The sequence below is a fragment of the Variovorax sp. 01N425 genome, assembly GCF_056399465.1.
The window spans coordinates 51,673-64,668 of the sequence record NZ_JBFTRJ010000002.1 but is presented as its reverse complement, the minus strand read 5'-3'; the positions used below and the strand labels follow the sequence as shown (position 1 = coordinate 64,668).

Annotated in this window: 14 protein-coding genes; 2 read left to right on the top strand and 12 right to left on the bottom strand. The window is 69.6% G+C overall.

The genetic code is table 11. The features are described 5' to 3' along the window. Positions 1 to 2: 2 nt before the first annotated feature. From AC1DSC_RS03365 to AC1DSC_RS03340, 6 genes are all read right to left on the bottom strand, one after another. Positions 3 to 998, bottom strand: coding sequence for a tripartite tricarboxylate transporter substrate binding protein (locus AC1DSC_RS03365; protein ID WP_436287076.1), 996 nt, complete (start codon positions 996 to 998; stop codon positions 3 to 5). A 54-nt stretch (positions 999 to 1,052) separates the two neighbouring features. After that, on the bottom strand, positions 1,053 to 1,415 hold the full coding sequence (locus AC1DSC_RS03360) for a cupin domain-containing protein (RefSeq protein ID WP_436287077.1): 363 nt from the start codon (positions 1,413 to 1,415) through the stop codon (positions 1,053 to 1,055). 28 nt (positions 1,416 to 1,443) lie between these two features. Then, positions 1,444 to 2,442, bottom strand: a complete 999-nt coding sequence (locus AC1DSC_RS03355) for a quinone oxidoreductase family protein (protein WP_436287078.1) — start codon at positions 2,440 to 2,442, stop codon at positions 1,444 to 1,446. A 352-nt stretch (positions 2,443 to 2,794) separates the two neighbouring features. Then, a complete protein-coding gene (locus AC1DSC_RS03350) occupies positions 2,795 to 3,691 on the bottom strand; it encodes a beta-keto acid cleavage family enzyme (RefSeq protein ID WP_436287079.1) in 897 nt (298 codons plus the stop codon). Continuing rightward, positions 3,688 to 4,452, bottom strand: a complete 765-nt coding sequence (locus AC1DSC_RS03345; protein ID WP_307593122.1) for an SDR family NAD(P)-dependent oxidoreductase — start codon at positions 4,450 to 4,452, stop codon at positions 3,688 to 3,690. Before AC1DSC_RS03345 ends, AC1DSC_RS03350 begins: the two co-directional genes overlap by 4 nt. A 20-nt stretch (positions 4,453 to 4,472) precedes the next feature. Beyond that, the gene (locus tag AC1DSC_RS03340) at positions 4,473 to 5,375 is read right to left on the bottom strand and encodes a dioxygenase family protein (RefSeq protein ID WP_436287080.1); all 903 of its coding nucleotides are present in this window, start codon (positions 5,373 to 5,375) and stop codon (positions 4,473 to 4,475) included. A gap of 112 nt (positions 5,376 to 5,487) precedes the next feature. Between AC1DSC_RS03340 and AC1DSC_RS03335 the strand changes: the two genes are divergently transcribed. Continuing rightward, positions 5,488 to 6,519 carry a LacI family DNA-binding transcriptional regulator gene (locus AC1DSC_RS03335; protein WP_319428427.1) on the top strand — a complete coding sequence of 344 codons (1,032 nt, stop codon included), beginning with the start codon at positions 5,488 to 5,490 and terminating at the stop codon, positions 6,517 to 6,519. Here AC1DSC_RS03335 and AC1DSC_RS03330 read toward each other — a convergent pair whose 3' ends face one another. Together AC1DSC_RS03330 and AC1DSC_RS03325 are read right to left on the bottom strand one after the other, a co-directional pair. Further along, positions 6,520 to 8,205 carry a hypothetical protein gene (locus AC1DSC_RS03330; protein ID WP_436287081.1) on the bottom strand — a complete coding sequence of 562 codons (1,686 nt, stop codon included), beginning with the start codon at positions 8,203 to 8,205 and terminating at the stop codon, positions 6,520 to 6,522. Positions 8,206 to 8,233: 28 nt separating this feature from the next. Next, complete coding sequence (locus AC1DSC_RS03325) at positions 8,234 to 8,425, bottom strand: YjiS-like domain-containing protein (RefSeq protein ID WP_018906665.1); 192 nt, start codon at positions 8,423 to 8,425, stop codon at positions 8,234 to 8,236. A gap of 90 nt (positions 8,426 to 8,515) precedes the next feature. Here AC1DSC_RS03325 and AC1DSC_RS03320 point away from each other — a divergent pair, with 90 nt between their 5' ends. Beyond that, the gene (locus AC1DSC_RS03320; RefSeq protein ID WP_369663923.1) at positions 8,516 to 9,406 is read left to right on the top strand and encodes a LysR family transcriptional regulator; all 891 of its coding nucleotides are present in this window, start codon (positions 8,516 to 8,518) and stop codon (positions 9,404 to 9,406) included. Positions 9,407 to 9,408: 2 nt separating this feature from the next. Here the strand turns inward: AC1DSC_RS03320 and AC1DSC_RS03315 are convergent, their stop codons facing one another. The 4 genes from AC1DSC_RS03315 to AC1DSC_RS03300 all read right to left on the bottom strand — a co-directional run bounded on the left by AC1DSC_RS03315 (position 9,409) and on the right by AC1DSC_RS03300 (position 12,996). Beyond that, entirely contained in the window at positions 9,409 to 10,443 is a 1,035-nt protein-coding gene (locus AC1DSC_RS03315; RefSeq protein ID WP_436287082.1) for an aliphatic amidase, read from the bottom strand. A 164-nt stretch (positions 10,444 to 10,607) separates the two neighbouring features. Then, positions 10,608 to 11,108 (bottom strand): hypothetical protein, encoded by a 501-nt coding sequence (locus tag AC1DSC_RS03310; protein ID WP_436287083.1) that lies wholly within the window; start codon positions 11,106 to 11,108, stop codon positions 10,608 to 10,610. Positions 11,109 to 11,161: 53 nt separating this feature from the next. Further along, the gene (locus AC1DSC_RS03305; RefSeq protein ID WP_436287084.1) at positions 11,162 to 12,100 is read right to left on the bottom strand and encodes a glutaminase; all 939 of its coding nucleotides are present in this window, start codon (positions 12,098 to 12,100) and stop codon (positions 11,162 to 11,164) included. After that, positions 12,097 to 12,996, bottom strand: a complete 900-nt coding sequence (locus AC1DSC_RS03300; protein ID WP_012745303.1) for a DMT family transporter — start codon at positions 12,994 to 12,996, stop codon at positions 12,097 to 12,099. The genes AC1DSC_RS03305 and AC1DSC_RS03300 overlap by 4 nt, the downstream gene beginning before the upstream one ends.

Below are 12,996 nucleotides of genomic sequence, written 5' to 3'. Positions count from 1 at the left end.
GGTCAGTCGACCTTGATGCTGGCGGCCTTGACCACCTGCTGCGCCTTGGTGGTTTCATCGGCAATGAACTTGTTGAACTGCGCCGACGGCATCGTGAAGGGCTCGGCGCCGAGCTTGTCGAGGCGTTCCTTGAGGTCGGGCGAGGCCATGATCTTCGCGACCTCGGCCTGCAGCCGGTCCACCACCGGCTGCGGCGTCTTCGCGGGTGCGAAGAGCCCGACCCAGAACAGGTACTCGGAACCCGGCACGCCGGCTTCCACCGTGGTGGGCGCCTCGGGCAGCGCGGGCGAGCGCTTCGCGGTGCCCACGGCCAGCGCCTGCAGCTTGCCGCTCTTGATGAGCGGCAGGGCCGAGACCATCGGCGCGAAGAACCAGTCGACGCGTCCGGCCATCACCTCGGTCATGGCCTCGGGCGTGCCGCGGAAGGGCACGTGCTGCGCATCGAGCCCGGCCGCGAGGCGGAACACCTCGGCATTCATGTGCGTGGCCGAGCCATTGCCCGCGGAGCCGTAGTTGAGTCCGCCCGGATTGGCCTTGGCTTTTGCGACCAGGTCCCGCACGTTCGCGAAGTGCGAAGGCCCGGTCACCAGCACGTTGGGCAGGCTCGCCATCGGCGTGATGCCGGTGAAGTCCTTGATCGTGTCGTACGACAGGCCCTTGTAGATCCATGGATTCACCAGGTGCCCGGCCGAATGCACCAGCAGCGTGTAGCCGTCGGCCGGCGCCTTGGCCGTGATGGCTGCGCCCAGCGTGCCGCCGGCGCCGGGCTTGTTGTCCACCACCACGCTGGTGCCGAGCGCGGGCCCGAGCTTCTCGGCCACGAGCCGCGCGACGATGTCGGTGCCGCTGCCCGCGGTGAAGGGCACCACGAGCTTGATCGGCTGCGTGCCGGGCCACGGGTTCTGCGCGTGCGCGGCGCCGAGCGTGCTGATGGCCGCGAGCGCCGCGGCCAGCGCGAGCGCCTGCCGGCGGCTCCAGGTGTCGAATGTCTTCTTCATGCGTCTTGTCTCCGTTGATTTAATTGGGTGAGCGATGAAAGACCAGGGCAGGGCCTATGCGGCCGGCGGCGCGCTGTTCGGCATCACCAGCGCCACCAGCACCGGCCGGTTGCTGCGGTTTTCGAGCTGGCGCTTTTCGCCGGGTGCGAAGCGGCAGCTGTCGTAGGGGCCGAGCACTTCTTCCTGGTGCGCGCCGTCGAGCTCGCCGACCACATGGAGCTGGCCTTCGAGCACGAGGTAGAGCTTCTCCATCGGCGAGCCGTCGAGCCCGGTATGGCCGCCGGGCAGGATCTGGCTCATGCCCATCCACATCTGCGTCGAAGGGCCGGCCTCCTTGCCCTGCAGGCGCAGGCAGCGCATGTCGAAATGGTTGGGCGCCTCGTAGTGCGGCGCTTCGCTGAAACGGGTCACGTGCATGGCGGTGTTCCTTGGTTGCGGTTCATCTTCAGGGGCGCAGCACGACGCGGTCGGTGCTGCCCGAGAGCACGAGCCGGTAGGCATCCATCGCGTCGTCGAGCGCGAAGTGCCGCGCCACCGGAAAGGGCTTGAGCGTGCCGCGCTCGAAGCCTTCGCGCATCGCGTCGAGCTGGGCGGTGGAGGCCACGCAGTCCATCGCGAGCGAGTCGATGCCCACGAAGGTGTGCATGCCGCGGTAGAACGCGAAGATGTCGAAGGGCACGGCGCGCTCGTGCGTGGCGATGAAGATCTGCGTCGCGCCCTTGGCCATGGCCTTGTTGGCGGCCTCGAAGTAGGCGCTGCCGACGGTGTTGTAGACGATGTTCGCGCCGCGCCCGCCGGTGAGCTCGCGCACCTGCGCGCCCACGTCGGCATGGTGGCGCGCATCGATCACGTCGACCGGCCCGCACGCGAAGCCCTCGAACGGGCCGGCGCGGCGCTGCACCGCGATCACGCGCGCACCGGCCTGCGAGGCCAGCTGCACCGCCGCCTGGCCGACCTTGCCGTTGGCGCCGAGCACCAGCACGGTCTGCCCGGCCTGCGGCATGCCGCTGCGCCTGAAGCCTTCGTAGGCGGTGACGAAGGGCACGCCCACGGCGCCGGCCTCGTCCATCGAGATGCCCTGGGGCTTGGCGCGCAGCGCAGCCTCGGGCAGCACGAGATAGCGCGCATGCGAGCCGTCGCGCGTGATGCCGATGTCGCCGCCCGAGCCATAGACTTCGCGGCCTATCCATTCGCCGGGACCACTCACCACGGTGCCTGCGAAGTCGCGGCCCGGCGTGCGCGGCCACACGGCTTGCGGCATGAGGCCTAGCGCGGCTTTCACGTCGCTGGGGTTGACCGCGGCGGCGGCGACTTGCACCACGGCGTGGCCGGGGGGCGCGGTGGGTTCGGGCTGCGGCGCGGCTTCGAGTTGAAGTGCGTCGAGGTTGGCGGCCTTTTCGTTCACGCGCAGTGCGCGGGAGGTGGGGGGCGTGTCGGTGCTCATGTTGCGGAGTGCTTGTGTTGTTCGGGCGTTCTTTTGTTCTTGGCGCTGTTGCTGTTGTTCTTGTTCAGGGCGCGTGCACAGGCCACCGGGTACTCCCCTCCGCGAATGTCCCCCGGCCTGCGGCCTCCTCCTTGATTTCGCTGCGGGGAGCACCCGATGCTCTGTGCACGAGGGCACGCCCGTTGTGCATCGCTGATCAACGACTGCTCCGCATAACGCTCCCGTCGATGGGGTGCCTTGCGCAGCGAAATAAAGGAGGAGGGCGAAGCCCGGGGGACATTCGCGGAGCAAGGTACCCCGTCGGCGGGAGCGCGCCCTGAATGCCCCACAACGCTCCGAATGGAAAAAGTTCTCAAGTCAGCTCCCCCCCACCAGGCAAGCCCAGCATCGCGCGCGCCTCCCGCGGATTCGCAATCTCGCCCCCAAGGCTCAGCAGGATGTCGCGCGCCTTCACCACCAGCTGCGCATTGCTCTCGGCCAGCACGCCTTTCTCCAGGTAGATGTTGTCCTCCATGCCGACGCGCACATGGCCGCCGAGCAGCCATGCCTGCGCAACGATCGGGAACTCCATGCGGCCGATGCCGAAGGCGCTCCAGAACGCGCCGCGCGGCAGCATGTTGCGGGCGTAGAGCAGCGTCTCGGGCGTGGGCGCGAAGCCGTACTTCACGCCGAGGACGAAGGTCCACATCGCGGGTCCGTCGAGCGTGCCGTCGGCGATCAGGTCGAGCGCAAGGTTGATGTCGCCCGAATCGAAGATCTCCAGCTCGGGCTTCACGCCCGCCTCGCGGATCACCCTGGCCATGCGGCGCACATTCTTCGGCGTGTTCATCACCACGTCGGGGCCCGAGTTCATGGTGTTGAGATCGAGCGAGCACACGTCGGGCCTGATCAGCGCGATGTGCTCCACGCGCTTCTCGGGCGGCAGCAGCGTGGTGCCGGGCGCGGCGATCTTCGGATCGTCCTCGCTCGGAATGAAGCGCCCGCCGGGGCCGGTCGTGAGGTTGATGACCAGCTCGCGATTGCTGCGCCGGATGCGGTCGACCACCTCGCGGTACAGCTCGACCTCCATCGACGGCTTGCCGGTCTCGGGATGGCGCACGTGGATGTGCACCTGCGCCGCGCCGGCCTCGGCCGCGGCCAGGCATTCGTCGGCGATCTGCACTGGCGTGATCGGCAGGTGCGGCGTCTGCTCGGGCTTCACGAGGTTGCCCGTGACGGCGCAGGTGATGAGGGTCCTGGCGGCGCTCACAGGTGGCGCCCTCCATCGACCACGATGCGCGTGCCGGTGACGAAGCGCATCGTCGTTGCGAGCGCCTCCACCGCGGCAGCCACGTCGTCGGGCTTGCCGATGCGCCCGAGCGGCGTGGTGCTCGCCATCTTGCTCGCGAACTCGGCGCCGCGGCCTGGCACGAAGCCCGACTCCACCGCGCCCGGCGAGACGGACACCACGCGCACCGCCGGCGCCAGCGCCTTGGCCAGTGCATCGCCCACCACGTCGAGCCCGGCCTTGGCCGCGACGTACGCGAGGTTGCTGCCCACGCCCGTGAAGCCCGCAATCGACGAGATGTTGGCAACGAGCCCGTCGCCGCTGTCCTTCAGCATCGGCGCGAAGGCGCGGATGGTCGCGAACACGCCGCGGAAGTTGGCGCGCACGATGTCGTCGATGAGCTCGTCGGTCAGCGCATCGAGGTCGCCCGCCGGAACGGGCTGCGTGTGGCCCGCGCTGTTGACCAGGATGTCGCAGCGCCCATGCGCGGCCTTCACCTCGGCGGCCGCGGCCTGCAGGCTCGGCGTGTCGACGATGTCGGCGCGGATCGCCGCATGGCGCTGTCCGCTGGCGGAGGGCAGGGCGGCCGCGCGGGCCGCCGCATCGTCGCCCTTGCGGTGCAGCAGCACGCAGGTGGCGCCGAGCGTTGCAAGGCGCACCGCCGTCGCATAGCCGATGGCGCCAAGGCCGCCGGTGATGACGGCGACCTTGCCGTCGAGTCGGGAAACAGGATCGAAGCTCATGGGATGCAAGCGTGGTGGGTTCAGGGGATGGGGGGACGCGGGAACTTCATCTCGCCGGGTTCGAGCTGGAAGTCGTACTGCAGCGTGGCGCTCCGGCCGTCGGGCGCCAGCGCGAAGCAGCCGATCAGCCGCTGCGTCACGCCGAAGGTCGGGTCGCTCTCGAGGTTCTGGTCGTCATCGGCGAACACCTGCGTGACCAGCACCTTGTGGCCCGGCTTGCTCACCATGAAGTGCAGGTGCGCGGGCCGGTTGGGGTGGCGCTGCTGCGCGCGCAGCAGCACGCCGCAGGGCCCGTCGGTCGGCACCGGATAGCCGGCCGGCCGCACGCTGCGGAAGTGGAAGCGCCCCTGCGCGTCGGTGGTGAAGCGGCCGCGCAGGTTCATGTCTTCCTGCGCCGGGTCCTGGTTTTCGTACAGGCCGATGGGCGAGGCCTGCCACACGTCGACCGTGGCGCCGGCGATCGGCTCGCCCCGCGCATTGCGCACCGTGCCTGCCACCGCGAGCGGAAGGCCCGGCGTGCCCGAGCGCGCGATGCTGTCGCCCAGCGCGCAGGCCGGCGAGTTGGCGCGCCAGAAAGGGCCGAGCAGCGCGGCCGGCGATTCGCCGTGCGGGTCCTGGTTGTTCTGCAGCGCCACCACGGTGGAGATGCCGAGGATGTCGGCCGCCAGCACCACCTCGTTCTTCTTCTCGCCCGTGGCCTGGCCGATGGCGACGATGAATTCGAGCGCCTGCTCGAACTCCTCCTCGCTCAGCTTCACCTCCTGGACGAAGGCATGCAGGTGGCGCGTGAGCGCGTTCATCACGGTGCGAAGGCGCGCATCGGGCGTGCGCTCCATGGCCTGGAGCGCGAAGCCCAGCACCGAGTCGGGAGAGGTGGCGATGTTCATGGGAGTCTCGTCGGATGTTTGTGCAATCGTTTGCATGATCTTAGTCCAAACCGGCAGAAAGTAAAATGACCCTGTTGGCGAACCTGGGAATGCCGGAAAGCCGTTCCAGCGTCCCGCACAGGCGACAATCGTTTGCACCAATCAGTCCATGAGCACCAGCCCGCCTTCTTCCCCCGTGACCATCCGCGACGTTGCCCGCGCGGCCGGCGTGCATGTGTCGACGGTGTCGCGCGCGCTCAGCCCCGAGAAGCGCTCGCTGATCAGCGACGAGGTGCTGCGCGTGGTGGAGGAGGCCGCGCAGCGCCTGGGCTACCGGCCCAACCGCGCGGCCTCGGCGCTGCGCACGGGCCGCACCCACACCATCGGCGTGCTGGTGCCCGACATCACCAACGCGGTGTTCCCGCCGATCCTGCAGGGCATCGAGGCCAGCGCGGCGGCGCGCGGCTACTTCGTGTTCGTGACCAACGTGGTCGACCCTGCGCTCGCGCGGCCGGTGCTCGAGCGCATGCTGGCGCAGCGCGTCGACGGCGTGATCCTGGCCACCGCCACGCGCGACGATCCGCTGGTCGACTTCGTCGCCAAGGCCGGCATGACGGCGGTGCTGGTCAACCGCGCCGACGAGACCGGCCGCCTGCCGGCCGTGGTGAGCGACGACCGGCTTGCGATGAAGCTCGCGGTCGACCACCTCGTGGGCCTGGGCCACAAGCGCATCGCGCACCTGGCCGGGCCGCAGAACATTCCCACCGGCGTGGGCCGGCGCCTGGGCCTGGAGCAGGCGCTGCGCGACCACCGCATGAAGCCGCTGCGCGTGGTCGAGTGCGAGAGCTACAGCCGCGAGGCCGGCGCGGCCGCCATGCGGCAGATGCTCGAGGCCGGCCCTGCCCCGCAGGCCGTGGTGTGCTGCAACGACCTCGTGGCGCTGGGCGCCTACGACGCGCTGCGCGAGGCCGGCCTGCGCGTGCCGAAGGACATCTCGGTCACCGGCCACAACGACATGCCGCTGGTCGACATGGTCGACCCGCCGCTCACCACCATCCGCCTGCCGCACCGCGAGCTCGGCTGGCGCGCGGCCGAGATGCTGTTCGAGGAGATCGACGGCCGCGCGATGTCGGCATCGACCGTGGTGCTGCGGCCCGAGCTCGTGGTGCGCAAGTCGACCGGTGCGCCTTCCGTGCGCTGATCAGCGGGGCAGGGTTTTCTTGCGCGCCGCCGGCCGCCGCGGCGGCTTCGCTTCGAGCACCAGCTCGGCCGGCAGCGTGTCGTTCCACGATTCGGTGAAGTAGGCGCGGTCGCTCGGCACCAGCTGCGGCAAGGCTTCGCGCAATGACGCCAGCGACTGCTCGGCCGCCTTCAGGTCGCCCGCATGCGCCGCATACCAGGCGTGCTCGAACAGCAGGCTGCAATGCTGCAGGCCGGGGTAGCGGCGCCGGCCGGCCTGGTGGTCGGCCAGCCGCGCCTGTGCCACCCCGACCCAGCGCGCGGGCCAGTGCGCGGTGTCGAAGGCATCCGCGAGCGGCCCGGCGAGCTGCGAGATCGCGGCCGGGTCGAGCGGCTTCTGCGCGCGGAACTGCGCGAGCGTGGGCTGCGGCTCGGGCCGGCAGTGGCCGCGCGCGATGCGCATCAGGTAGATCGCGTTCCAGGCCGAGCGGCCCTGCCCGTCGGTGTGGCCGCAGAGCCATTCGCTGAAGGCGATCCACTGCACCGCGCGGCGCGTGGTGTCGGCGTGGCCGTCGTGCGCAAGCGCCGGCAGGTCGGACAGGCCCACGCGGTCGAACAGCCAAGCGGCCATGCCCATGTTGGCGGCCACGTGCTGCGCGGCGTCGAAGGAGTGCGACTCGAAGGCCGCGGCCAGCGCTTCGCCGAAGCGCTGCAGCGACTCTTCGGCGAGCGCTGCGGCGGCTGGCTTGTCGTCGGCGGAAAGCCCCAGCGCGCGCGAGCGGCACACCAGCGCCCACAGGTTGCACCACTCGAAGCGCACGTCGGGGTGGTGCCGCAGCACCAGGCTGCGCGCCGCATCGTTCGCCATGCCGCCCAGCAGCGACTGCGCGAGCGGCAGGTCGCGCGCGGTGTAGGCGCACCAGGCCGAGACGATGCATTCCATCGCGCCCAGGTAGTCGTTGCCCGCCACATGGTGGGCCAGGCGCTGCTTCTTGAGCGCCTGCAGGCGGCGGCGCGCCTGCTCGTTGTCGCCGAGGCGGCGCCACAGCATGGCCTCGTTGAGCGTGACCAGCGCGCGCTGGAAATCGGTGGCGGCCAGCGTGCCGGCGAGGCGGATCGACTCCAGCGCACTGGGCGGCGACTTGGCCGGCGACCCGGCCGCGCCGCCGCCCGCCACCGGCGCCATCAGCCGGCCTTGCCGCGCCGCCTGCTGCGAGGCCACCAGCTGCTTCCAGAATGCGGCGTCCTGCAGGTGCACCGCATCGGGCGGCGCCGAGCCGGGCGCGCCCGCGCGGGCCTTGCGCGAACGCAGGCCCAGGAAGGAAGCCACCTCGGCGGGCGTGGCCGCGCGGCCGCCCACCAGCATGCGCACGCGCTTTGCCTCGGCGGGGGGCAGCCAGAACGGCCCCTGGCTGCGCCGCTCGGCGTTCAGGAAGCGCGGCTCGCGCTGCGTGTCCTCGCCCCAGCCGACCTCGATGTGCCAGGCCTTGAAGTCGCGGAACGCGCGGCTCACGACCATGCGCAGCGTGCTCGCATCGGAGACTTCGCCGCGCAGGTCGGCCAGCCGCACGAGGCCGCCTTCGGCATCGTGCGCGTGCTTCATGCGTGCGAGCAGCCAGAGCGACTGGAACGCCGCGCGCTGGCCGTTGACCGATTGCGGCGAAGTGAGTTCGATGGAAAGCGGGGTGGGGGCGGCGGTTTGGGGCACGCCCCGGATTGAACCTCAAATCCGGTGGTCAGCGATGCCGGTCGAGCAATCCGGCCACCTCGCTGCGGCCGATGCCCAGGTCGCGCAACTCGTGCTCGCTCATGCCGGCCAGGTGCCGCGCATCCATGTGGGCGCGGCGGCGCTCGGCGGCGCGGCGGCGCCAGCTGCGCAGGGCATGCATCAGGCGTTGATGAAAGGGCGAGTGCGTCGGCGCTGTCACGATGGGTCTCCTTGTGGGGAGCGCTCATCTTGCGGCGGTGCGTGCTATTGTGGAAGTTGAGATTTCTGACACCTTCAATCAGCATTCCTGATGCGACAGCTCAACCTCGACCAACTCCGCACGCTCATCGCCATCGCCGATCTCGGCACCTTCTCGGCGGCGGCCAAGGCGCTGCACCTTGCGCAGCCCACGGTGAGCCTGCACATCAGCGAACTCGAATCGCGCCTCGATGCGCAGCTGGTGGTGCGCGGCAATCGCCGCGTCACGCCCACGGCGGCCGGCGCGGCGCTGGTCGAGCGCGGGCGCAAGCTGCTGCGCGACACCGACGATGCCGTCGAGGCCGTCAAGCGCCAGGCCGAAGGCCGCACGGGCCGCGTGCGGCTCGGCACGTCCACCGGCGTGGTGGTCGACCTGCTGCCGCAGGTGCTCGAAGCACTCGGCGCCCGGCATGCGGGCATCGACGTGGAGGTCAGCATCCTGGGCTCGTACGAGGCGATGGCGCGGCTGGCCGCCGGCACGCTCGACATCGGGCTGGTCGCCATGCCGCAGCCGCCGCTGCGCGAACTGGTCGTCACGCCCTGGTGCGACCAGGCCATGATGGCCTTCGTGCCGCAGCGCTGGAAGGCGCCCAGGCGCGTCACGCCGGCCTGGCTGGCCGCGCAGCCGCTGATCTTCAACGACGCCACCACCCACATGTACCGGCTCTCGATGGAGTGGTTCGCCGCGGCCGGCTTCGCGCCGCGTGCGCGCATCGAGCTCAACTACGACGCCGCGATCCGCAGCCTGGTGGCGGCCGGCTACGGCGCCGCACTGCTGCCGCTGCAGCAGACCACCGATGCGGCGCTGAACGAGCGCATGCAGGTCCTGCCGATCACGCCCAGGCTCACGCGCCGCTTGGGCATTGCGCACCGCCAGCGCGCCCTGCTCGACGGCGCCACGCAAAGCGTGCTGCAGGTGCTGACGGCCTTTCGCCAGGTCTGATTTCAGCTGCGGGCAGCTTCGTTCGGCAGGCCCTCGATCGGGCATTCCGCCGTGCCGATGGTGCTGCGCGTGAACGACTCCACCTGCTCGCGCGCGCCCTCGGGGTCGTTGATCCACTGCTTGTAGAAGTCGAACGGGCAGGCCGCCACGCCCTTGTCGCCGTCGCCCGAATGGATGACGCCGGTGTAGCCGCGGTGCATCAGCTTGAACAGGTGGTTCTGCGACTGGCCGTTCCTGCGCGCATCGCGGATCAGGCCCATCGAGAGTTCGGCGTAGTTGATGCCCATTTCCTCCTCGCCGCATTCGCCGAGCGTGCGGCCGTCGAAGCCAATGATGGCCGAGTGCCCGAAGTACGAGTACACGCCGTCGAAGCCCGCCGCATTGGCCACCGCCACGTAAGTGTTGTTCATGAAGGCCATGGCCTTGGACACCAGGATCTGCTGCTCCTTGGCCGGGTACATGTAGCCCTGGCAGCGGATGATGAGTTCGGCTCCGCGCATCGCGCAGTCGCGCCAGATCTCGGGGTAGTTGCCGTCGTCGCAGACGATCAGGCTGATCTTCATGCCCTTGGGGCCATCGCTCACATAGGTGCGGTCGCCCGGATACCAGCCCTCGATGGGCACCCACGGCATGATCTTGCGGTACTTCTGCACGATCTCGCCCTGGTTGTTCATGAGGATCAGCGTGTTGTAGGGCGCCTTGTCGGGATGCGCCTCGTGGCGCTCGCCGGTCAGCGAGAACACGCCCCACACGTTGGCGCGGCGGCAGGCGTCGGCAAAGATCGCGGTCTCCTCGCCGGGCACCGTCGCCGCGGTGTCGTACATCTCCTTCGTGTCGTACATGATCCCGTGCGTGGAATATTCGGGGAAGATCACCAGGTCCATGCCCGGCAGGCCCCTTTTCATGCCGACCAGCATCTCGCCGATCTTGCGCGCGTTGTCGAGCACCTCGGCCTTGGTGTGCAGGCGGGGCATCTTGTAGTTGACGACCGCGACGCCGACGCAATCGCTGCTGCTCGAAATATCACCATGTCTCATGACGCTGCTCCTGGAGGGTGGTTGAGAAAAAACAAGAAAGCCCGAGCCGGTGGTCGACCGGTTCGGGCTTGTTCCTGGGGGCAGCGGCGGGTGTCGTCGAAGCCGATTGTTCTCAATTCAACACGGGCTGCACATACGTCATTTCGCTGATTGCGAACGCGCGCTCAGCGCGGCCGCACGTAATCGGATTCGATCCAGGCGGCGGCGCTGCTTGCCGTGAGCCTGAAGGCGGGCGAGACATTGACGCTGGCGAGTTCCGAGTCGTCGGCATCGTCGTAGGCCGTGAGCGTGGCCGAGGGGCTGTCCTCGTCGGGCACGATGGCAAGGGCCACGCGCACGCGCTGGTCATTGCGCGCCGTCACGGTCACGCTCTTGTTGAGCGTGGCGTGCAGCTGCTGCTCATGGCGGCGGATCACCTCGGCGGCGGTCTTCACCAGCGTGGAGAAGGCGGGTCCGTCGAGCGGCTTCGGGTTCTTCTTGTCGCGGCCCATGGTCCAGGGGCCGACCAGCGCCGGCTCGGGGTCGCCGTGGCGCGTCATCTCGACGGCCCAGCCGTCGTCTTCCTCGTTCTTGATGACGCGGGCGGTCCATTGGCCGTCGCGCCAGAGGCGGGGTTCGTGCAGGGGGAGGGTGTCGGAGTCGGTGGAGTCTGTGGCTTCGGTCATTCGGATGCTCGGGTTCGTGCGTGGTCCATTTTCGCCTGCGCTGCACGCGCCGCTCAGAACACCGACAGCCCGGTCCGCGCCACGAACAGTTCGAGCGCCTTCATGCCGAGCAGCGAGTTGCCCGTCGCATCCAGCGCGGGCGACCACACGCACAGCGTGAGCCGGTCGGGCACCACGGCCACGATACCGCCGCCCACGCCGCTCTTGCAGGGCAGGCCGATCGAGAACGCCACGTCGCCCGCGGCGTCGTAGGTGCCGCAGGTGAGCATCAGCGCGTTGATGCGGCGCGTCTGGCGCTCGCCGGTCACCTCGGCCTGGCCGTCGATCGGATGCGCGCCGTCGCGGCACAGGAAGGCCGCCGCGCGCGCGAGCTGGCGGCAGCTCATGCGCAGCGCGCACTGGTGGAAGTAGGTGTCGAGCACCACGGCCACGTCGTTGTCGATCTTGCCGAAGCTCTTCATGAAGTTGGCGAGCGCGATGTTGCGAAAGCCGGTCGCGGCCTCGGAGCGCGCCACTTCGTCGTCGAACGCAATCGGCTCGCCGCACAGGCTCCCCATCAGCGCAAGGATGTCGGCCTTGGCGCTGCCGCCGGCCTGCAATGCCTGGCTCACGAGCCGGTCGGCCACTGCGATGGCGCCCGCATTGATGAAGGGATTGCGCGGCTTGCCCTGCTCGTTCTCCAGCTGCACCAGCGAGTTGAAGGGGTTGCCCGAAGGCTCGCGGCCGATGCGCTCCCACAGCGCGTCGCCCATGCGCTGCATGGCCAGCGTCAGCGTGAAGAGCTTGGACACGCTCTGGATCGAGAACGGCGTTTCGGCATCGCCCGCGAAGGCCTCGGCGCCGTCGCAGGTGCGCAGCGCAACGCCGAGCTGGCGCGCATCGATGCAGGCCAGCGCCGGGATGTAGCTGGCCACCGTGCCGGCGGTGCCCAGCAGCGGCCGCAGGGCGGCGACGATGTCGTCGAGCACCGGCTGGAAGTCCGCGTCCTTCATGCCCGTGCCTTTCGCCGGTTGACCATCACGATGCCCAGGCCCACGCCTGCCAGCGCAAGCATCAATTGCAGCGTGAGCGGTTCGCCGAGCAGCACCACGCCGAACACCAGCGCGAACAGCGGCGTCAAAAAGCTGAACGACGACATCTGCGTGGCCGGGTAGTGCCTCAGCAGCCACATCCAGGTGAGATAGCTCGCGAAGGCGCCGATCACGGTCTGCAGGCCGATCGAGGTCCAGGCCCAGGCCGAATACGAGAAGCCCCAGCTTTCGCCGAGCGCCAGCGACAGCAGCGGGCACACGGCCGCGGTCACGGCCACCTGGTAGAACAGGGCCTTCTCGGCGCTCGCGGTGGCGAGCCGCGTGGTGCGCAGCGCCAGCGTGGTCAGGCCCCAGAGCATGCCGCCGACGATCGCCATCGCATCGCCGAGCAGCTGGCCCGAGCTCGAGTGCCCGAAGCCTTCGCTGAACGCGAACAGCACTGCCGCAAAGGCGATGCCCAGGCCCAGCCACTGCAGGCCGCGCAGGCGCTCGGCGGGCACCCAGCGCGGCAGCAGCAGCGAGACCCAGAACGGTGCGGTGTAGAGAAACACCGTGAGCCTGGAGGCCGAGGTGTGCTGCAGCCCCAGGTAGATGCAGGCGAACTCGCCCGCGAACAACAGGCCCACGAGCAGCCCGCCCGGCAGCGTGCCGTCGCGCTCGAACAGCGGCACGCGGCGCCACAGGCACCAGAGCCACAGCAGCGCCACGGCGCCCGCCATGCGCACCGAGGCCTGCCAGAGCGGCGGCACTTCGGCGACGGTGGTCTTGATGAGGATCTGCTGCAGGCCCCAGAACGCGCAGCATGCGATCAGAAGGCCGATGGCGAGGGAGTCGAGATGGGTCTTGCGCTGGATCAT